The sequence below is a fragment of the Streptomyces sp. x-19 genome (assembly GCF_046549115.1).
In the GTDB taxonomy this organism is placed as follows: Bacteria; Actinomycetota; Actinomycetes; order Streptomycetales; family Streptomycetaceae; genus Streptomyces; species Streptomyces albulus_C.
The window spans coordinates 19,425-37,811 of record NZ_JAJPWK010000039.1 but is presented as its reverse complement, the minus strand read 5'-3'; the positions used below and the strand labels follow the sequence as shown (position 1 = coordinate 37,811).

The window sequence follows — 18,387 nt, the reverse complement described above, 5'->3', positions numbered from 1 at the left end:
GGACTTTTAATCGAATTCTGTCGAGTAGCCGCTCGGCCGAGCCGAGTCCCGGAACCCTCGCGCATATCGCTCTGACCTGCATGTTCGGTAACCCGACTGGTGATTCCCGGTCGGGTTTTGCCATGCCGTCGAGCGGCTGGTGAGACCGAGGTGAGACCGGACGGGCGGGCGCGGTGGCGGGGGACCAGGTTCGCGACCCCGTCGGCGAGTTCCCGGTCGAGCTCGGCAAACAGCGAGGTGTACGTGTCGCCGGCGAGCTTGATCGTGGAGTGCCGCAGCGTGACCTTTACGGCGAAGATGTCGCGCGCCTCGTGGTAGACGAGCGACGCAGCCACGTGCCGCAGGTCCCGCAGATTGATCGGCGGTAGCTCGGTCATCGCGAGGATGCGCTCGAACGTCTTGCTGACCTTCTGCGGGTGCAGCCAAGATCCGTCAGCCTCGGTCCACACTTTCCCGGTCTCGTGCCACACCTTCCCCTGTGCGATGTGGGCGGCCTTCTGTGCCTGCTGCCGTGCCTGACGGCGCCTCAGCGCGGCAATGCTCGCGTAGTCGAGCGAGATGGTGTCCGCGCTGCCCTCGGTCTTGGGCGGGCTCTCGTAGGGCGCCCAGCCGTCTACGACGAGTTCCGACGCGGGCGTGATGGTGGCCTCGTCGAGGTCGAGGTTCGTCCAATCCTGCCCGACCGCCTCGCCTCGCCGCAGGCCGCGGTGCCCCATGACGTGAAAGATCGAGTGGTACAGCTCGTCGTCATCGTGGGCAGCGTCGTACGCCTCGGCGGCGTCGAGAAACTCGCCGTACTGCTCCGGGGTCCACACCATGACGACGCCCGGAACGATCCCGGTCTCGCGCCACTGCTTCACGCGAGCCTCGGTCCACAGCAGGGGCTTAGGCCGCGGCGCCGCGGTGAGCTCGACATACTTCGCCGGATTGAAGGTGATGATCTGCTGCACGATGGCCCAGTTCAACGCTGCGCGCAGCGTCCGGCGAATGCTCTGGATTCCGCCGGGTCCGGTCACCTTCCGGAACGGCGGCATCTCGGCGAGCTTCGCTTTCTCGGCAGCGATCCGGGCGCGCTCGGCCTCGCTCGGCCGGCCGGGACGGCTCGCCTTGCAGCGCGCTACCTGCTCGTGCCTGGCTTGGTTCTCGGCGGCGACGACCTCGGCGTGATCCTCGATTGCGTCGAACAGCTCTGTCATGTCGCCTACGCCGAGCCGGTCGTCGACGACTAGGTGACCGCCGTGCGGCTTGAGGTGCGCGCGTATGTGCGACTCGTATCCGTTGCGGGTAGTCGTGCGGAGCGCACGGCGTGCAGTCATGTACTCGTCGAGCATGTCCCCGAGGGTGAGTTCTTCGGTAACGCTGCGCTTGGACCGAATGCGCCGCTTGACCTCGTCGACGGTCGGAATGCCGGCCTTGTCGGCGGAAACCTTGGCGAGCAGGTCGCCGAGCGCCTGCTGCGCGCGGGTGTCGTTCTCCCCCGGGATGCCGAGCAAGGCGCGCACCTTGTCGAGGTCGCCCTGCGCGTCCTTCTGCGTGGGGTAGCTGCCGCGGCGGAACGAACGGCGGGTGCCGTCGGCGTCGGCCGGTAGCTCCTGCTTGACGTTCCACGAGCCATGGCGCTTGTTCTTCAACTTCGGGCATGACGCGCCGTATTGCTGACGTGTGCCGGGTATGCGGCAGGCGCAGCGTCTGTACGTGGAGCCCTTCACGTGCCCTCCTGCATTGTGGTGAGCGCCTCGGGAGCGTCGATCGTGCCGAGTGCGGCGAGGTCGTCGAGCCACTCGCGTTGTACGGCGGGGACGGTGAGACCTGCTCGGGTCATGTCGTTGATGACGTGCGCGAGGTCGTCGAGCCGCTCGGCGTAATCGCGCTGATACTCGGGCGCGCGGGCCGGGGCGGCGTTCGTTGTGAGGCGGTGCGCCTTGATGACGGCGAGGCGTCGTCGGTCAAACTCGGGATACAACGAGGCGGGATACGCCGCGGCGCCCCATGCGGCGGACCATTTCGGCCCGTCCTCTCCAATGGGGCGGGCGTCGGCGTAGTGGCGGCCGTCGACTGGGCCGGCCAGCGTCGGCGTTTCCTCCCCGGTGAACCATTTCCACACGGTGTACGGGTCTCGCGGCTCGGCCGCGGGCACCGTGGGAATGGTCTCCTCGCCCCCCAAAGGGAGCACAAGAAGCAGAGGCGGGACGGCAAGGGCGAGGCCGAGCACGAGCAGCTCGTCGACACTGATCGCGCGTCGGCGCTTGCCTTCCTTGTTGCGTCGGCCGGTCTCGATGTTGGTGAGTGCTCCGTATGTCAGATCGGGCGCACCGAGCCGGGCGCACTCCTCGGCGAGCTGTTCTCGGGTGAGTCCGAGCCTCGCGCGATGCTTGCGCATCTGCTCGGCGACGACGTCGCTCTGCGTTTCGTGATGATGCATATCGACACCTTAGCGATTCATATTGCACTGTGTCACGTGGTCTAGGTACGTTGGATCTCCGCTGACACAAGAAGGGGTGGAGCATGGCGCAGACCGACCACGAGATGACGCACGAGGAACTCATGACCCTTCCGGTAGTCGTCCCGCTAGAGACAGCGAACCGGGCACTCGGCATCGGCCGGACTCGCGGGTACGACATGGCCAAGCGGGAGGCGTACCCGGTCCGAGTTCTGCGACACGGCCGGCGCTACACCGTGTCGCGCTACGACCTGCACAGGCACCTCGGCGTCGTGCATGAGGAAGACGCGAACGGTCGGGTGGAGGCGGCGTAAGGCGGGTCACGTTTCCGACGCGACGCGGCCGGCGATACTCCTCGGGGGCGCGCCCGCTATGCTGGGCGCGGCGGGCCGTTAGCTCAATTGGCAGAGCGGCAGACTTTTAATCTGTGGGTTGTGGGTTCAAGTCCCACACGGCCTACCGCTACTGAGCCCCGTTCTCGTCGAGAACGGGGCTCAGCTTTGTTATGTGGCGTCCGCCGGCGGGCGGCTCGGCTCCGCCCGCCGGGCCCCAGGCGCCGGCGGGCGGAATCGTGAGGCGTGCGCGGTCAGAGGTTCCAGCGCCGCCCGGTGGGGATGTGCCAGACGCGCGCAGCCCCTTCGGGCTCACGGGCATACCCGAACCGGTCGTGCGCCGGGCGGCCCTGCTCGTTCCACCATTGCCATGCGGCCTCGACCGTCTGCCAGAGATCGGCCTCGCCGCCGTACGTCACCGTGGCGTCGCCGGCGAGCGGTGACCGGGCCCACGTGCCGTTGGGCCTTTGGAACTGGAGCGACATGGTGCCGTCGTCGGCGCTGTTGTAGACGATCTCAGAGTCGGGCAGTTCGAGCGCGAGCAGCAGACGGAAGGGGTAGTTGGCCCGGATGTCCGAGGCCGTGACCGTGGTGGGGCGGGTCTCGGTCTCCGCGGCGTACGGCGCCCGTTCCTGTACCGGGTAGGTGCTTGCGTCGGTCCGGGCGGCCATGAACCGGCCGGATGTCGCGGTGAAGTGCCCGTACGCTCGCCCGTCACTGTCGACGGCCACCCGGACGAGTCCGCCCTCGATGCCGAGGGCGATGTCGGCGACGATGATCCCGTCGGGGTTCGTCTGCTCGATCCATGCGGCTGGCAGGTGGCGAGGCACTGAGCACGTGGCGATGATGCGGTCGAATCGCTCGCCTGTGGGGTAGCCGGCCTGACCATCGCCGGGAACGAGCTGCGGTTCGTAGCCGATCTCTGCGAGGCGGTTCTGCGCAGCCATGACGAGTTGGGGGTCGATGTCGACCGTGTGCACGAGGTGTTCGCCGAGGCGGGCGCAGAGTAGCGCGGCGTTGTAGCCGGTGCCGGTCCCGATTTCGAGTACGCGGTGCCCGTCCTGAACGTGCAGGTCCTCCAGCATTCCCGCCATGAGGCTTGGCAGGGTGCTGGACGAGGTGGGTACGCCGGTCCACGCGTCGGTGTCGACCTTCTCGGCGGTGTTGGGGTCGAGTGCGGTCACGAGGGTGATGTCGCGGTAGACCTTCGGCAGATTGCCCTCTTGCATGGGGTGCTGCATCCGCCATACCGAGATGCCCTTGTCGTTCGTCTCCATCTCGTACCAGGACGGCACGAAGACGTGCCGCGGTACGGCGGCGAAAGCCTCGGCCCATCGTGCGGACCGGATGGCCTCGGCCTTCTTCAGCTGCTCGACCAGGGCGGCCAGGTGCGGGCCGGCGATGTCGAGAGGGGTTGTGCTCACTCGGTGGCTCCTAGAAGTTCGTCGGCGATGCCTTCGGCGATGGGGTGCCCGGTGGCGTGTTGTATCCAGTCCCATTGCCCGCAAGGGTTCACCTCCAAGAACGTCCATTCGCCGGCGGGCGAGACGACGAAGTCAAGCGCTCCGAAACGCAGTTCAAGCCGGCGCATCAGCGCCCGAACCTTCTCGACGACGTCCGTCGGCGCTTCGGTCGGCTTGTAGGTGAGCGACTTGTAATCGCTGCGCCAGTCCGTGTATCCGGCCTTGGTGTCCGAGTGGACCTCGGCCGCGAACGGTCGGTCGCCGACCATGGTCAGGCGTACCTCGTACGCCTTGTCCACCCACGCTTGGAACAGGTGAGCGGTCGTCTCGACGCCGGTGAAGTCGCCGAGGTCGTCCTCGGTGAGAACTCGCGTGTAGACGGTCTTGAGCTGCCCGCCCTCGATGAACACGGGGCTCGCGACGGGCTTACAGATGATCGGCCCGGGGATCTCGCCGGCGAACGCCTTGACGGCATCGGCCCGGTTGGTGATCAGGGTCGGGGGGATGGCGAGGCCACACTCGCGGGCCGCGGCGAGTTGGTAAGGCTTGTACTCCGCGCGGGACATGGCCGAGGGGTGGCTGACCCATCGGCAGTCCAGCGCGGTCAGGACGCCACCGAACCCCGCCCGGGCCTGTGCGGCGGCGAACCGCCGTTCGGCATCGGACATGCCCTCGGGGAAACGGAAGGGATTCGGCGCGCGGAAGTAGCAGGCGCTGACGTCGGCGAGGTCGAGCGCGCGGTGTGAGGTGACGACGCCGCCGGCCCACGCGTGCGAGTCATCGATGCGAGCGGAGAGGCCGGCCTCTCCGGGGAACTCTGCTGCGTCCATCCGGAAGACAGTCGCCCCGCGGTCATCCAGGGTTTTGACGACGCGGTCGGTAGGCCAGTCGTCGCGGGCGGCGATGACGAGGACAGTCGGCATATCGGCCTCAGTCCTTCGTACCCTCGTCGAGCGGCGGGGGGTTGGTCGTGCTGCCGTCCGGGATCGTGGGGGAGTGCGTCTGCATGAACGGAAGCAGGTCGGTGTCGACGCCGACGGAAATCTGCCGGTCCTCGTCGTACAGGGCGGCGGGAAGCGCGACGGCCTGCTGCGAGTCGGGGAGCATCGCGTAACGAAGAATCCACGGGCGGGTGTTGGTGCCGGACGGCTGCTCGCTGCTGTGCGGGATACGGCCGCCCTCGGGGGCCAGGGGGAAGGCTTCGCGCGGGTGTGCGATGGGATGCATCGGGATTCCTTACTGTCGAAGCTGGCGGGATTTGGTGCACCGCCCCCGCGCCGGGGGAGCCATCCTGTCGGCGCGGGGGCGATGGTCTGAGGGTTAGCGTGCGGGCGGCTCGATTCGTCGGCACCGCCGTTGCCGGCGGTCGCACGCCAAGTCGTCACGGCAGAAGACCTCTGAGAACCAGCCGGCTTCATCCTGCGTGCGCGCGCAGATCACGTCATCGGCAGATGCCGCGACGTCGCACAACATGCAGCGGTAGAGCATGGCGCCGGAGGTTGGCTCTACTCCTCCCGGGACAAGAGCGCCGACGCGCTGCCAACGGTCGGCATCCGACGCTCGCGCAAAGCAGGCGGTCAGGTCTCGGCACACCGTTTGCTCGTAGTAGCGCAGGGTGTCGTCGGCCTCCGTCGCACGCCAGAACGAGCGGACGCGCACCGTGTGCAGATCGACCCAGCAACCACACAATGAGCAGTCCACGAGGGGCCGTTCGGTCATTTCGGCGGCCCTCCTGAAGCGACGGAGTGGTTCCCCCCTCCATGTGCCAGACGTTCAACAACGGAGGGGGCAACCTTCGGGGGGTCTCTCCCAACCGGAGTCAGAGCAGGGAGAGTTACGGCGCAGTTGGGTACCGGTCTGGTCCAGGGATCGGCCCCGGAACTGCGACGCACCGTGACCGTAGCGCCACGCAGCCGGTGGGAGCAACAGTGATGCGGTATCTATGTTGACGCGCGACTGTTTGGCATATGCGCAGCAGCCCCCGGGGCCGCAGGGGCTCTCCGGGGGCTGCTGTGGGGTGGGCAGTCAGATCAGGTGATCGTATTCGCCGGCCTTGACACCTCGAATGAAGGCGGCGAGCTGTTCCGGGGTCGCCCTGATGACGTCTGTGGGCGCCTGACTCTCCCGGATGAGGATCACGCCGTCCTGTGGCAGGGTCTCGATACAGTTGTTCCCGCCCCCGCCGCAGAACGAAGATCGCTGCCACTCGGTTTCTGGCATTTTCTGCCCTTTCACAACTTATGCGCGATTTCTCTAATGAGGTCTCGCGACTCTGCGATGTCCAGGCTACGGGATTCCATCTCAGATAGCAGATCCCGGTAGGCGTTGAGCTGCGCCGCAGCGTCGAGGAACGCCGCACCGTGCGCAAAGTCGAGGTGCACGGTGTCGAGCTGAGGCACGTCGCCCCGGGCGAGTAGTACCGCCTGCCCGGAGCCTGCGAAACCGTCGGCATCGAAAGTCAGTACGCGGATTGTGCAGTTGGGGCGCTCGGATAGGGCGAGCAGGTGTTCAAGCTGCGCTCGCGCCATCTTGGCTCCGCCGAATCTCATTCTGAGGGCGGCCTCGTGTACCACGGCGCTGAATTGTGGGCCGTCCTTGCGTTCGAGGATTCGTGCCCGTTTCATTCGGTGCTCGATTCTCGCCTCGACATGTTCGTCATCAAGGCGAGGAAAGGTGAACTCGAAAACTGCTCGCGCGTAACCCTCGGTTTGTGTGAGTCCCGGCAAGTGCGCGATTTGGTATGTGCGTAGATGTTTTGCCTTGGCTTCAAGCTCTGTCAGGTCAAGGAATCCTGCGGGAAGGATTCCGCGATATTCCTCCCACCAACCACGTTCGCGCTCCGCGGCCATGGCGAGCAGCGCCTGCAAGTACGGCTCATTGGTGCAGCCGTAACTGTTCGCGAGGGCGCGCAGCCGGTCGGAACCGACGCCGGTCCGTGCCGTCTCCATGTGGCTGATCTTGGTGTGGTCGATCCCGAGGAGTGCAGCAGCCTCCCGCGCGTTCAGGCCGGCGGACTCTCGCATCTTCCGCAGCTCGGCGCCGAGCCGACGCTGACGCGCAGTTGTCACTGTCCTTGGTGGCATGACGCCAGTCTGCCCCGTTGGGGTGAAGCGGGTCCACCGGATCAATATTGCTCCCAAGGGGGTAGCTATGTTGATCCCATCTGCTCTATGGTCCTGACAGCACCGCGCAGTACGCCGGGAAGACCCGAAGTGCAGCCATCTGCGCGCCCGTTGAGGGTGCCCCGGGGGATGGCCATAGCCACGGATGGCAGTGCAGCCGGAGCTCACGTCACGTTGGGAGACATCGACATGAGCAGGTCAGCACCACCACTCAGAACCTCAGCGATCCGGTTCGTCATGCCGAACTCGGACCACGCCCCCAAGATCATGCGGGATCTCGTCACGACGCTGCTTCTCGCGACCGGACACCCCAACCTCGTTGACGACGCACGTATCTGCGTCAGCGAAGTAGTCACGAACGTGCGCATTCACACCGTCACGCGCCTGGTGTACCTCGACGTCACCCTGCGGCCGGGACGGGTCTCGGTCGCCGTCTGGGATGACGAGTGGGAGAAGCGACCGGCAACCGCTGTGCACGACTTCCACAGCGACGAGGAGCGGGGGCGTGGCCTCCTGCTCGTACAGTGCCTGTCCGCCGACTGGGGCGTGACGTGGCCGGCGGACGGCGACCCGTCCCACAAGCGGATCTGGTTTGCCCTCGATGAGCGGGCGGTCGGGGCGGTCGCCGCATGACGAACGAGACCAAACCAGACGAGGAACCCGTGTACGTGGGGCGCGCGAGCGGCCCGGGGGTGCGGCTCCACTTCCGCAAGGCGGGCGGGTTCGAGGAACTGTCCGAGGAGCGCGCCCGACGCCTCGTGTACGACCTCGCCGAAATCCTCGGCGTGAAATCAATCGATCGCGCGCTGCGCGGGGAGGTGGCTGAATGATGGACGGTTCGCAACGCGCCGCCCTCGGATTCGTGATCATCTGCGTCTGTGTGGCCCTACTCGGCCTGTTCATCGTCTGGGCGTTGATCCCGGGGCCGCACCGCGCCGAGACTCCTTTGCCGCTCGACAAAGAGGGCTTCTCGTATCGCTGTTACTGCTGGCGCGACCCGGTGACGGTGACGATTCGCACCGCGCAGGGCGAGCAGGCTCGGCGCCGACACGCGCGCGATGAACGTCGCGCGCCCTTACGCCACCGCATCCGCCTCTTGTCGTCTCCCAACGTGGGGGCGGAGTGCGGACAGGGGGGAACTCCCGGGTCGGTGGCCGCTTAGGCGTCCGGTCCGGTGAACCCCAGAGGGGGCCCTCGACGATTCACCTCGTCGAGGGCCCCCTCGTGCTGCAACGCAAAAGAGCGCCCCCTGCTCACCGGCGCGAGGCCGGTGAGCAGGGGGCGCAGTGCGTTCTATGAGTCGTCGGTGTCGATGATCTGCCGGGTGCGCTCGTCGACTCGGTCGACGGCGTCGCGCAGGCTCGCGCCGCTGTTGGGGTGCAGCTCGTGCTCGACGCGGGCGAGGCGGTCCTCTATGGCGCCGAGTCGGCTCATGACGCCGGGGCGCGCGGGTACGCCGGGGCGTGGTTCGGTGCCCTGCCAGTCGTCGACGAAGTCCTCGACCTTTCCGCCGATCCGGCGGAACGAGCGGGTCGCGCGCCATACGAGGGCGAGGGCGCCCGAGATCGCGACGACGACGCCGGACCAGAGCACAAGGGCGTCGATCGGGTCGACGCCGGTCGTCGCAGCAGTCACTCGGTGCGGTCATCCTTCCGGTACAGGGCGAGCAACTCGTCGTCGCTGTTCCGGTCGGCGCGCAGCCAAGCGGGCAGCAGGTTCTCGACGACTGGCAGCGCCATCACGCGCGTGAGTCCGCCGGCGACGGCGAGGGCGACACCTACGCCGGCCGCGGTCTGCGGGATGCCCGCGGCGTCGATGATCAGAGGGAGTCCGGCGGCGAGGCCGAGCACGGTCTGCACAACGGTGCGGATCGTGCGGCGGGCGGCGTCGGTCATGGGGCAGTACCTCTTTCCACAGGGTGGGGACAAGGGCGCCCGCCCGCGGGAGTGCGGGCGGGCGCGGGGTGGGGTCAGACCTTGGGGACCTTGAGCGCGTCCCACTGCTTGCGCCCGGGCCATCCGTCGCAGAACTGCGGGGCGTCGCCGAGCTTCTTCTGCCACTTGCGGAAGCTGTTGCGGTCGGCTGTGGTCCACTGCGGGCCCGGGCCGGACGCGTAGGCCGAGCAGCGCTCGGCGACGAGGCGGCGGCCCATGGCGGTCACGATGGGCGAGCGCGGATAGCTCTTGAAGAAGTCGGCGCCCGGGAACGGCTCGAACTTCGGGGCGGGGACGGGCTTGCCCGGCTTGGTGCCGAGCCGGCGGTCGACGCGTTCGCGCATGGTGGTCATGGAGAAACCGCGCGGGTCGACCTTGGTGTTCGTCCACTCCTTGTGTCCGATGACGCTCGCGGCGTTCCATCCGTGCGCGCGGCAGATCGCCGCGGATACGCGCTCGATGGCGTCGAGCTGCTCGGCCGGCCACGGGTCGGCGCCGTTGCCGAGGTTGACGCACTCGAAGCCGTAGAAGTGCGCGTTGCCGTCGACGTTGTTCTCGTTGGTGGCGGGCAGCTTGCGCTCGGCCACGACCGCGGCGAGCACGTCGTCGTCGCCGCGGCCGGCGTGATTGGCTCGGCCGTTGCCGACGAGGTAAACGTCGCCATTCTTGGCGATCACGCCGTGACACAGCGGCCCGGGCAGAGCGGCGTAACCGTCGTAGCAGATGCGTACCGACGCGTCGGTACCGCTGGTCACGGTGTGGTGGATCATCACGCCGTTGAGCGGGCCCCACGCGCCGTGTCCGGCGCGGTTGTGGGTGCGCCACTTCCCGTACTCGATGACCTTGACTCCCTCGGCGCGCAGTGCGGCGACGAGACGATCGGCGGTCAGAGGGGTTGCCATGGTGGGTGTCTCCAGACATGAAAAAACGCCCCGTGGCGTCTGCCGGGGGCGTGCGGTTGAGGGGAGGGTCAGACCATGGCGAGCGCCATGATTGCCGGGTCGAGGCCGACCTCGCCGGTTGCTTGGTTGACCGTGGCCGGTAGCGAGGACTGCGAGTTGAGGCACCACGCGCGTTGAAAGGCGGTGCCGAGAAAGAAGTTGGCCGGCGCCGAGGGCGACTCGTTCTGTATGTGCATGTAGTAGAAATCCGTGGCGCTGCCGGCGGAGAGCAGGAACGCGCCCCAGTAGCGGCCCGGTTGCAGGGTGGCGGTTGCGGTCAGTGGCACGGGGACGGCGCCGATGTGGTTGTTCACGGCGCCCGGTGCGGTCCCTGCGATCTGTCCGGCCGCGGGGAGGCTCGATACCTGCCCCGAGGTGGCGACCCTGCTTCCCGCCTCGTTGTAGATGCCGGCGTAGAACCGCGCGGCGGGGACATCGGAGGAACCCGCCCAACCGCGCGCGAAGATCACGACCCGGTTTACCTGCGTCGGCTCCGTGATGTTCATCCCTGCGAAGTAGACGCGCTGGAGTACGGCGGCCTTGATGGCGGTCGGGTTCGAGACATGGGCGGGGTCACATGACCATGCCTGAAAGCCGAGGCTCTGCGGCGTCCACGCGTTCTTGGTGACCGCGGCCGGTAGCTGTGTGATGGGTAGACGTGTCGAACCATCCAGGCTCGCGACGCCGTTCGCCGCACCGCGGGCCGTAGCGGCGAGCGCGCTGACGTCGCTGGCGGCGAGCGTGACGGCGCCAGTCTTCCCGGCCACGGAACGCACGGGGATGTCGGACGGCTGGACGTACCGCGCGTCGGCGGCGCTCTGGTCGAGCGCGCCGACATCCGACGCGGTGAGTACCACGGCGCCCGTCTTGGTGTTGACCGACGTCACGGCGCCGCCGCCCGAGCTCGTCGGGAGCTGCGCCGCGGGCACCTTCCCATCTGCCCCCAGGGTGGCGACCCCGTTCGCTGCGCCGGCCGCGGTGGTTGGCAGGGCGCCGACGTCGGCCGCGGTGAGAGTGACCTCGGCCTCGGCGTGCCCGTTGACGGACTGCACGAGGCCCGGGGCGCCGGGCGTACCGGCGGCGCCGTCCCTCCCGTCCTTGCCTGGCACTCCCTGTACGCCCTGCGCACCAGTGGCACCGGTCGCACCCCGGGGGCCGACGAGGCTCGCGAGCCAGTCGGCAGGGGTGCCGCTGAATCCGCCGGCGACGGCGACCTCGTACGCGCTCGGCCCGGCGGGGCCGCGCGGCCCCTCGGGGCCGACAACGGGAATGTAGTTGGGCTTGCTCGGGTCGGTGGGCGCGATGTCGGCGAGGTCGACGAGCGGCTGCGCGGCCGGCAGCAGGACGTTGTACGAGCGGCCGGTCGGGATGCCGACGAGCTGCTCGGCAACCGCGTACGACCAACCCGCCGGGTCCATGTTCGGGGCGTCGGTGGCGGGCAGGGTCGCGCTGATCTGTCCCTGCGCGTCGAGCTGCGCGACGACGGGGCCGCCGAGGATCACGTCGGCGTCGGGAAAGGTGATCTGCGCCGGCGCGCGAAAGGTCACGCTGCCGGACAGGGGCCGGCCGTCGGGGGAGAGGAATCGGCCGGTGATGGTCACGGTGGGGATGGACTCGGGCAGCACGTGCTCGGTGCCTCCTTACTCGTCGATGGGGTGCAGGCCCGGCTCGGGCGTCGGCGACGGCGGCGCGGGCTGCTCGGCCTCGGAGAACGGGGCCGGCGCGGGGAACGGCGGGGGCACGTGCGGCGGGGCGATGCCCTCGCCGGGGCCGGCCTCATCGGCGACGGCACGCAGGGTGCGCGCGGCGGCGAGCGTCGAGCGCGGAGGCTCGGGAATCTCCGAGGGCCCGTACGTGCGGCGGGTGTATCCGCCGAGGCAGTTGCACAGTGCGCCGCCGCTGCCGGACTTCTGGCGGGCCTGGATGCGTACGAACACGGCTTGCTCGAACTCGGCCCGGTCCAGTGGCCACGTGAACCACGTCGTCTTGTAGACCGGAGAGGATGCGGACGCCGCGGCGCTGACGGTGTCGGTGCCGACGTTCGTCCAGTTCGTTTCGCTGCCGAGCCGGTACTGCACCTGTACCTCGGCCGTGGCGCCCGGGGCCGCGGCGAACTCCAGTTGCACGACGGCGACGGGGTTGTGCGCCTGGATGCTGGCGAACCACGTGTTCTGAAAGGTGCTCGTCTCGATGGGCTCGCCACCCGCGGGCAGCTTCTGAAACGGCATGGGGAGCGCCGGCGAGCCGACGCCGCGGCCCGAGGTGGTGTCGTCGCCCATGACGATGTGTCCGGACCGGTCCCAGATGCTGACTGCCTGTGTGAGGGCGCCGCCGGCCCCTGCGGTCGGACTGGCTCGGATGGTGAAGGCGGTCGATCCGTCCTCACGCTGCATCATCAGACCCTGTTGCGGGGAGCCGTCGGGATGATTCCAGTACGAGCCGAGTTGACCGACGCCGAACAGGCCGGTCCCGTCGGGGGCGAGGACCTCAAGCGAGCCGCCCTCGGCGATGGTCACCCGACCGTGATTGATGCGGTTCAGCGCCGGCCGGATCTGCGCGCGGCCGGTGAGCTCGCGCACCTGCCGTTCGAGCGCGCGGACGCGGTCGAGCAGGTCCTGCGGTACAGCAGCCACTAAGCGGCCTCCAAGTACAGGCGGGCCGACTCAGACCGGCCGCGCTCGGGTGGGGATATGGCCAGACCGACCACGCGATAGCGGGCGTTGAGGGTCTCGGGGTGCCACAGGTCGCGGATACGCAGCCGCACGGTTGAGCCGAGCAGCGCCGGCGAGACGAGCGCCCGGGACATGTCGACCGTGACCTCGGGAATCTCGGTGCCGGCGCGTGCGGCGGCGAGATCGGCCGCGGCGTGGGCGTCGAGGGTGGCTTGCTCGGAAACGGTCGTGTAGTCGCTGCTGCCGTCGAGGCGGGGCCACCCGTCGGTGATGTCCTGTGTGGCGAGCTGGAGCGCGCTCATTTTCGGCACGCTGTCGGCCGCTTGGTTGTCGTTGTCGGAGGCGCCGCGGCTCTGCCACGCGTTCGCGCGCACGGTGGCGTCGATGGGCCACGTGTACGACAGGATTGGCCCGGGGTGGTCGAGGACGATCTCGCTGTGCCCGGTACGGATCGTCGGGGTACCGAGTTGCAGCCGCTTAATGCGGCGCCCGTTGGTGTCGCGGTACGAGGCGATACGCCACTCGAACCCGCCCTCGACGGCGCCAAGTTGGTCGATCAGGTCACGCACGGCGGGCAGGTCGTAGCGGCTGTACGTGCGGTCGCGCAGCACTCCCGAAACGGCGGTGTCGTACTCGATGCCGATGTCGCCGCCGCGGGTGTTCTGTACGTAGTCGATCAAGCCTCGGGCGATGTCGAACTGATCGGTCGCGGTTGCGGTGAGCGAGTCGTACAGCAGCCGGTGCGACAGGTACGTATCCCACGTGCCGGCCTGAACCTGTACGCCGAGGAACCCTCGGGAGTCCGAGGCGAGCGAGGCAGTCCACAGCACGCCGCCCCACCAGATTTCGCGCCCGCGTTCGAGCCATACCGCGGTGCGCCCGGGGACGATCGCAGCACGGGCACGAGCGGCGATCGACGCGTTCGGTATGGGGATGGTGCCGGACATGGCACCGGCCTTGCCGATGTAATCGTCGAGGCTGAGCTGCTGCACGGGCAGTGCGTCGAGGACTTGATCGCTGCGCAGGTCGCACAGCAGCAGCCGGTACGGGGGAGAGAGCACCTGCACCCCCCGTCAGTCGGTGGCGTAGGTGACGCCGTCGAGGCTGATCCACGAGGGCAGGTCGAACCCCTCGTAGATGCGAAGCAGGCCCGACGAGGTGATCTCGACGCGGGTCACGGCCGGCCCCTTGCTGCTCTGGTCGCGCGGTGCTGCCCAGGCGAATTCCTTGCCCCCGGCGGGCCGTATTGCCTGCGGGAGCGTGGCGAGGGTGGCGGCGTTGGCGATCGTGGTGTTCGCCTTGGTCGGGCCCAGGCGCCCGCGCAGCAGGACGAGCGAGCCGAGCTTGCGCCAGGCGGGGACGGTGCCGTGCCCGGGGTTGGCGTAGCCGGTCGCGAGAGTGAGCGTCGTCCAACCGCTGTCGGGCGGGTACTGCTCCCATCGGGCCGTACCGGCGTTCCAGCGTTGCAGCACGCCGTCGACGTCGCGGTACTGCCCGTCGTAGCTGCCGCTGAACGAGGACCCCCAGCCGCGGGGGATGATCCCGCCGTATGAGCTCGTGAAGCGCCGGCGGTCGGCGAGTGCGCTCGTCCAGTTGATACCGCCCGTGCCGGCCGAAGCGCCGGCGGGAACGGTGATCGACCACAGACGCAGCGATGCCGCGGGCAGGTTCGGCTCGACAGGCGAAGGGCCCGGGGCCCCGACGAGCAGCTCGACCGAGACGGTTGTCTGTCCCGGTGCGTTCGGGTCGAACAGCCCGTCGCGCACGCGCAGGATGACGCTGTCGATGCGGGGGTTTTGCGCGTCGCCGTCGGTGACGGTGAGCGTCTCGGGCACCGTCACGGCGACGGGATAGGCACCCTGCGCGGTGGTGCCCTGCACCAGGGCGCGGCCGACGCCGAGCTGTACCTGCATGGGGCCGGCGCCGCTCGCCATGAGCGGGGCGCCGCCGGCGATCACGCCGTCGCGGGTGGTCAGTTCGCCGGTAGGTGCCATCGTGCCGAGCGGGGCGAGTCGGGTATCGGTGCGGGTCTGCCCGTTCGGGGGTCCGGTGAGCAGCCACGCGGCGCGCACGGTCAAGTCGCGCCCCTCCTTACCAGTAGGCCGAGCGCCACCGGACGGTGACGGACGCGGCGGGGTCGGATGATCCGGGCGCGGCCCGGTACGCCAGATCCGCAGTTCCGGGCCAGAGCACGAACGACTGCTCGGGCACGCTGCGGGCGGTGGCGGTGTAGAGGCGGGACGTCGTCGCGTTGAGCGTCACCGTGCCCTCGGCGGTGTCGACGCTGAGCACGTCGCCCTCGGCGAGGTCGATGTCGTATTCGAGGACGTCGCCACTCGTGACGTTGGTCAGGCTCGGCATGGACACCGGACCGCGGAACTCGACGAGGGGGTGCGCGGGTGCATTGCCCTCGTTGCGGGCGGTCAGAGTGCCGGTACTGCCGGGGGGCCCGAAGTCGAGGCCGGTCTCGTTGTGGAAGTCGAGGCCGGCGTCGGGGCCGCCCTCGGCGCTGTTCCAGTCGAGGCCCGGCTCGTCGGTGGGGAGGGTTGCCCGCGCGCTGCGTTCGAGTAGGTCGTACCGGCGCGGGTCTGATGCGGTGAGCTGCACCGCGGCGCCGGTGATGGTGCCCACCCGGTACCCGAGCTCGACGGGTACGGCGCGGTTGGTCACGCGCACCCATGCGAGCAGCGGTCCGCGTTCGTCGAGCTGGACGACGAGCGCCTGCTCGTCGCTCATGACGCCTGTGGCGTTGCCGAGCTGCTGCACGACGCCGCCGATTTCGTCCGGGCGGGCGCGAATCACGATGCCGTCGAGGGTGACGACCCGCGGCTGTGCGAGCAGCCGGCCGAGTATCGCGCCGTGCCCGTCGGCGCGGTTGACGCTGCCCGAGTCAAGGCCGGGGAGGTCTTCCCACCCGGACAGGGAGCGCCATCGGTAGGGGGTGCCGCGCCCGAGCAGCAGCTCGCCGAGCTGGACGTGCCCGGGCGCGGTGACGCGGTCGCCTATTGCCACGGCGTCACCCCCTTGCCTTCATGCGCCACTGCAAGGCGGCGGCGTTCTCTTCGGGGGTCTGGTCGCCGCCGTGCCAGTTCTCAATGTGAACGGCCGGACCCCAACCCGCGCCGCCGGTACCGGTGTTGACCGGAGGGATACCGCCGACGCTGAACTGCGGGGCGGCCGGGACCGACACAAGGCTGCGCATCGTGCGATCGACCGCCGGGGCGCCCGCCTTGATGCCCTCGACAATTCCGGCAGGAATGAACTTGCCGATCCGGTCGCGCATGAGGCGCGACGGTGAATGAATTCCGAGCGCCTTAGCAATCGGACCCGGAATCAGATTCTTAGCCCAGGATGTAAGAGTTGACTTCAGCCATGAGCCCATGCTCTTGATGCCGTTCCACAGTCCCCGAATCAGGTCCCGTCCTTTGTCAACCAGCATCGAGCCGAAGTTTCCAAAGAACCCGACGATCTTTCCGGGCAGGCTGCGCACGAACGCAAGCATTTCGCCGGCCTTGCGGGCTGTTCCCGTCTTGATTGATTCCCAATGCTTGATGATCAACCCGACGAGAGTCCAGTTCAGGAAGAAATCAACGACCTTCCGGGGGATCGTCTTGACGAAATCGACTACCGCATTCCAGGCGCGGGCTGTTCCGGACTTGATCGCGTCCCAATGCTTGATGATCAACCCGACGATGGTCCAGTTCAGGAACAGGTCGAGCAGGAACTGACCAATCGCCTTGATCTTGTTCCAGACCCAATCCCACGCCGTTTTTGTGGCGGAAACGATCGTGTCCCAATTCGCGACGATCAGGGCGACGATGCCGACAACTGCGGCGATCACAAGGGCGATGGGGCCCATAGCGAGAATCCACGCAGCAGCCATGCGCCCACCTTGGGCAAGGCTCTGCGCCCCCATGAGCACCCACGCAGCTACCACGCGCACCGCGGCAGCGGCGGCGCCCCCACCTTGGGCGATCCAGCCGGCCAGGATGACGGCGTTGGCGGCGACGAACCTCGCCGCGCCAGTCGCAGCGGCGGCGCCCTGCGTCGCCCACCCGGTGACCGTGGCCGTTGTGGTCGTGTACGCCTGAGTGGCGAGGCCGACCAAGGCCGGCAGCATGAGCAGGGTTATCAGGCCGGCAGCGACAGAGAACGCGACCGAGTGCTGCGAGACGAACCCCGTGGCCGTTCCGAACGCCGTGCCGAACACGCCGAGGTAATCCGCACCCTTCGAAAGGGCGGGGACCACATACGAGCCCAGCACGTTGACGACCTTCTGAGAAAGCCCTCGCTTGAACGCCTCGAACTTGGTCGCGGCGTTGTCCCGCATGGCGTCACCGGCTTTATCGGTGGCGCCTTTCACGTCACCGAGTGCCTTAACGGCGGTCGAGGGATTGAGTTTGAAAAGGGCGCCCTGCAAATCCTCGGCTTTTGTTCCAAAGAGCGCGACGGCGGTTGCATTTCGCTCCGCCGGGTCTTTAATCGCCTTGATGCGCTGTAGGACGTCGCCGAGGGCTTTCGAGGCTGCGGGTCCGCCCTTGGTGAATATCTTCGCCATCGTGTCGGCGTTAAGGCCAATGTCTTTGAACGCGTCGACGCTTGTCGTCGACATGTCCTTAGACCTGATGGCGAATTCTTTCAGCGCGTCGGCGACCGTGTCGGCATCGCGCGCGCCACCCTGCAACCCCTGCTGCATGAGGCCCATCGCCGTTTTGGCGTCGAGCCCCAGATCGCGGAATTGCGTCGGGTATTCCGTGAACGTGTCGAGGAGATCCTCGGCAGCGTTCCCGCCCTTCTGCGTGCCCTTTACGAGCACGTCCATAGCCTCATCCGCAGACTTGGCTACGCCCGTCTTGAGCATGACGCCGACGGCGCGGCTCACCTTGCCGACGTCCTCGCCCATGACCGAGGCCGTATCGGCGACCTTCCGGCCCATGGTCTTGATCTGGTTCTGCGTGGCCTCGGGCGGGAGAAGGCCGTTCTGCGCAATGCCCTTGATGGTCTCGGCGCCGTCCTCGACCGAGTCGACGATCGCGCCGGAGTACAAGGCGCCCGCGGCCTTGCCGTACTTGGCCGCTACCGGCCCGGTCGTGCCGAGCTGCGCCTGCAACTTGCCCGGGATCTTGCCCTGTTCGAGGGCCGAGCCGATGCCGGACATGAGGGCGGCACCGATGCCGGCCCCGACCGCCGCGGCGGCGAAACCTTTCAGCGCGGTACCCATGCCCCGGGCGGCGCGGTCGCCGCCGTCGGCCGCGCCGTCGGCGAGGCCGTCGCCGAGGTTGTCGCCGGCCTGCTGCCCGGCGCGGTCGGCGTCAGCGGCGATCCGGTCGGCGCCCGACTGCATGGCGGCGCGGGCGCGCTGGACGCCGGCCGCTGCTCCCGAGTCGTCGACGGTGATCGTCGCAGCCAACTCGCCCACCATGAGGGCCATGTGTCACCCCCTGCGGGAATCGGTGCCGCGCGGAGCGGCGGGCGGTTCAGGT

At 68.4% G+C, this 18,387-nt stretch carries 21 protein-coding genes and 1 tRNA gene; 5 read left to right on the top strand and 17 right to left on the bottom strand.

The features are described 5' to 3' along the window. On the bottom strand, positions 1-1,709 hold a 1,709-nt coding region (xerC, locus tag ACLJT4_RS39770), incomplete at its 3' end, for a tyrosine recombinase XerC (RefSeq protein WP_411129935.1). After that, complete coding sequence (locus ACLJT4_RS39765; protein WP_411129934.1) at positions 1,706-2,422, bottom strand: hypothetical protein; 717 nt, start codon at positions 2,420-2,422, stop codon at positions 1,706-1,708. The genes ACLJT4_RS39765 and xerC, both read right to left, overlap by 4 nt. 83 nt (positions 2,423-2,505) lie before the next feature. Here ACLJT4_RS39765 and ACLJT4_RS39760 point away from each other — a divergent pair, with 83 nt between their 5' ends. Both ACLJT4_RS39760 and ACLJT4_RS39755 read left to right on the top strand, forming a co-directional pair. Continuing rightward, entirely contained in the window at positions 2,506-2,754 is a 249-nt protein-coding gene (locus ACLJT4_RS39760; RefSeq protein WP_411129933.1) for an integrase, read from the top strand. 72 nt (positions 2,755-2,826) lie between these two features. After that, positions 2,827-2,899: transfer RNA gene (locus ACLJT4_RS39755), tRNA-Lys, on the top strand. A gap of 127 nt (positions 2,900-3,026) precedes the next feature. On the opposite strand, the gene ACLJT4_RS39750 is transcribed toward ACLJT4_RS39755, so the two are convergent. The 6 genes from ACLJT4_RS39750 to ACLJT4_RS39725 form a co-directional block, all read right to left on the bottom strand. Next, positions 3,027-4,196, bottom strand: a complete 1,170-nt coding sequence (locus ACLJT4_RS39750) for a methyltransferase domain-containing protein (protein ID WP_411129932.1) — start codon at positions 4,194-4,196, stop codon at positions 3,027-3,029. Then, positions 4,193-5,158, bottom strand: coding sequence for an ATP-grasp ribosomal peptide maturase (tgmB, locus tag ACLJT4_RS39745; protein ID WP_411129931.1), 966 nt, complete (start codon positions 5,156-5,158; stop codon positions 4,193-4,195). The genes ACLJT4_RS39750 and tgmB overlap by 4 nt, the downstream gene beginning before the upstream one ends. Positions 5,159-5,165: 7 nt before the next feature. Next, complete coding sequence (gene tgmA, locus ACLJT4_RS39740; RefSeq protein ID WP_411129930.1) at positions 5,166-5,462, bottom strand: putative ATP-grasp-modified RiPP; 297 nt, start codon at positions 5,460-5,462, stop codon at positions 5,166-5,168. Between the two features lie 93 nt (positions 5,463-5,555). Continuing rightward, the gene (locus tag ACLJT4_RS39735) at positions 5,556-5,954 is read right to left on the bottom strand and encodes a hypothetical protein (RefSeq protein WP_411129929.1); all 399 of its coding nucleotides are present in this window, start codon (positions 5,952-5,954) and stop codon (positions 5,556-5,558) included. A gap of 306 nt (positions 5,955-6,260) precedes the next feature. Beyond that, positions 6,261-6,455, bottom strand: coding sequence for a DUF397 domain-containing protein (locus tag ACLJT4_RS39730; protein WP_411129928.1), 195 nt, complete (start codon positions 6,453-6,455; stop codon positions 6,261-6,263). Positions 6,456-6,466: 11 nt separating this feature from the next. Next, complete coding sequence (locus tag ACLJT4_RS39725) at positions 6,467-7,318, bottom strand: helix-turn-helix domain-containing protein (RefSeq protein ID WP_411129927.1); 852 nt, start codon at positions 7,316-7,318, stop codon at positions 6,467-6,469. Between the two features lie 276 nt (positions 7,319-7,594). Between ACLJT4_RS39725 and ACLJT4_RS39720 the strand changes: the two genes are divergently transcribed. From ACLJT4_RS39720 to ACLJT4_RS39710, 3 genes are read left to right on the top strand one after another with little or no spacing between them, the layout of a single operon-like run. Then, positions 7,595-7,990 carry an ATP-binding protein gene (locus ACLJT4_RS39720; RefSeq protein WP_411129926.1) on the top strand — a complete coding sequence of 132 codons (396 nt, stop codon included), beginning with the start codon at positions 7,595-7,597 and terminating at the stop codon, positions 7,988-7,990. Next, positions 7,987-8,187, top strand: a complete 201-nt coding sequence (locus tag ACLJT4_RS39715) for a hypothetical protein (protein ID WP_411129925.1) — start codon at positions 7,987-7,989, stop codon at positions 8,185-8,187. Before ACLJT4_RS39720 ends, ACLJT4_RS39715 begins: the two co-directional genes overlap by 4 nt. Beyond that, positions 8,184-8,519 (top strand): hypothetical protein, encoded by a 336-nt coding sequence (locus ACLJT4_RS39710; RefSeq protein ID WP_411129924.1) that lies wholly within the window; start codon positions 8,184-8,186, stop codon positions 8,517-8,519. The genes ACLJT4_RS39715 and ACLJT4_RS39710 overlap by 4 nt, the downstream gene beginning before the upstream one ends. Positions 8,520-8,650: 131 nt before the next feature. Here ACLJT4_RS39710 and ACLJT4_RS39705 read toward each other — a convergent pair whose 3' ends face one another. The 9 genes from ACLJT4_RS39705 to ACLJT4_RS39665 form a co-directional block, all read right to left on the bottom strand. Beyond that, on the bottom strand, positions 8,651-8,992 hold the full coding sequence (locus tag ACLJT4_RS39705; protein WP_411129923.1) for a hypothetical protein: 342 nt from the start codon (positions 8,990-8,992) through the stop codon (positions 8,651-8,653). Further along, on the bottom strand, positions 8,989-9,252 hold the full coding sequence (locus ACLJT4_RS39700; RefSeq protein WP_411129922.1) for a hypothetical protein: 264 nt from the start codon (positions 9,250-9,252) through the stop codon (positions 8,989-8,991). Before ACLJT4_RS39700 ends, ACLJT4_RS39705 begins: the two co-directional genes overlap by 4 nt. Positions 9,253-9,326: 74 nt before the next feature. Further along, entirely contained in the window at positions 9,327-10,193 is an 867-nt protein-coding gene (locus ACLJT4_RS39695) for a peptidoglycan-binding protein (protein WP_411129921.1), read from the bottom strand. Positions 10,194-10,261: 68 nt separating this feature from the next. Continuing rightward, positions 10,262-11,857, bottom strand: coding sequence for a phage tail protein (locus ACLJT4_RS39690; RefSeq protein ID WP_411129920.1), 1,596 nt, complete (start codon positions 11,855-11,857; stop codon positions 10,262-10,264). A gap of 15 nt (positions 11,858-11,872) precedes the next feature. Beyond that, positions 11,873-12,865, bottom strand: coding sequence for a hypothetical protein (locus ACLJT4_RS39685; RefSeq protein ID WP_411129919.1), 993 nt, complete (start codon positions 12,863-12,865; stop codon positions 11,873-11,875). Further along, positions 12,865-13,971: a hypothetical protein gene (locus ACLJT4_RS39680; protein ID WP_411129918.1), complete on the bottom strand. Its 1,107-nt coding sequence runs from the start codon at positions 13,969-13,971 to the stop codon at positions 12,865-12,867. The genes ACLJT4_RS39685 and ACLJT4_RS39680 overlap by 1 nt, the downstream gene beginning before the upstream one ends. A 6-nt stretch (positions 13,972-13,977) precedes the next feature. Further along, positions 13,978-14,982, bottom strand: coding sequence for a hypothetical protein (locus tag ACLJT4_RS39675; RefSeq protein WP_411129917.1), 1,005 nt, complete (start codon positions 14,980-14,982; stop codon positions 13,978-13,980). A 13-nt stretch (positions 14,983-14,995) separates the two neighbouring features. Further along, a complete protein-coding gene (locus tag ACLJT4_RS39670; RefSeq protein ID WP_411129916.1) occupies positions 14,996-15,916 on the bottom strand; it encodes a phage distal tail protein in 921 nt (306 codons plus the stop codon). Between the two features lie 4 nt (positions 15,917-15,920). Then, entirely contained in the window at positions 15,921-18,335 is a 2,415-nt protein-coding gene (locus tag ACLJT4_RS39665; protein ID WP_411129915.1) for a phage tail tape measure protein, read from the bottom strand. Positions 18,336-18,387 lie beyond the last annotated feature (52 nt).

Bases quoted from the DNA above. Each gene is read 5' to 3' on its own strand.
- ACLJT4_RS39765 (WP_411129934.1), bottom strand. From the start codon at position 2,422: ATGCATCATCACGAAACGCAGAGCGACGTCGTCGCCGAGCAGATGCGC.
- ACLJT4_RS39760 (WP_411129933.1), top strand. From the start codon at position 2,506: ATGGCGCAGACCGACCACGAGATGACGCACGAGGAACTCATGACCCTT.
- tgmB (WP_411129931.1), bottom strand. From the start codon at position 5,158: ATGCCGACTGTCCTCGTCATCGCCGCCCGCGACGACTGGCCTACCGAC.
- tgmA (WP_411129930.1), bottom strand. From the start codon at position 5,462: ATGCATCCCATCGCACACCCGCGCGAAGCCTTCCCCCTGGCCCCCGAG.
- ACLJT4_RS39735 (WP_411129929.1), bottom strand. From the start codon at position 5,954: ATGACCGAACGGCCCCTCGTGGACTGCTCATTGTGTGGTTGCTGGGTC.
- ACLJT4_RS39730 (WP_411129928.1), bottom strand. From the start codon at position 6,455: ATGCCAGAAACCGAGTGGCAGCGATCTTCGTTCTGCGGCGGGGGCGGG.
- ACLJT4_RS39725 (WP_411129927.1), bottom strand. From the start codon at position 7,318: ATGCCACCAAGGACAGTGACAACTGCGCGTCAGCGTCGGCTCGGCGCC.
- ACLJT4_RS39720 (WP_411129926.1), top strand. From the start codon at position 7,595: ATGCCGAACTCGGACCACGCCCCCAAGATCATGCGGGATCTCGTCACG.
- ACLJT4_RS39715 (WP_411129925.1), top strand. From the start codon at position 7,987: ATGACGAACGAGACCAAACCAGACGAGGAACCCGTGTACGTGGGGCGC.
- ACLJT4_RS39710 (WP_411129924.1), top strand. From the start codon at position 8,184: ATGATGGACGGTTCGCAACGCGCCGCCCTCGGATTCGTGATCATCTGC.
- ACLJT4_RS39700 (WP_411129922.1), bottom strand. From the start codon at position 9,252: ATGACCGACGCCGCCCGCCGCACGATCCGCACCGTTGTGCAGACCGTG.
- ACLJT4_RS39695 (WP_411129921.1), bottom strand. From the start codon at position 10,193: ATGGCAACCCCTCTGACCGCCGATCGTCTCGTCGCCGCACTGCGCGCC.
- ACLJT4_RS39665 (WP_411129915.1), bottom strand. From the start codon at position 18,335: ATGGCCCTCATGGTGGGCGAGTTGGCTGCGACGATCACCGTCGACGAC.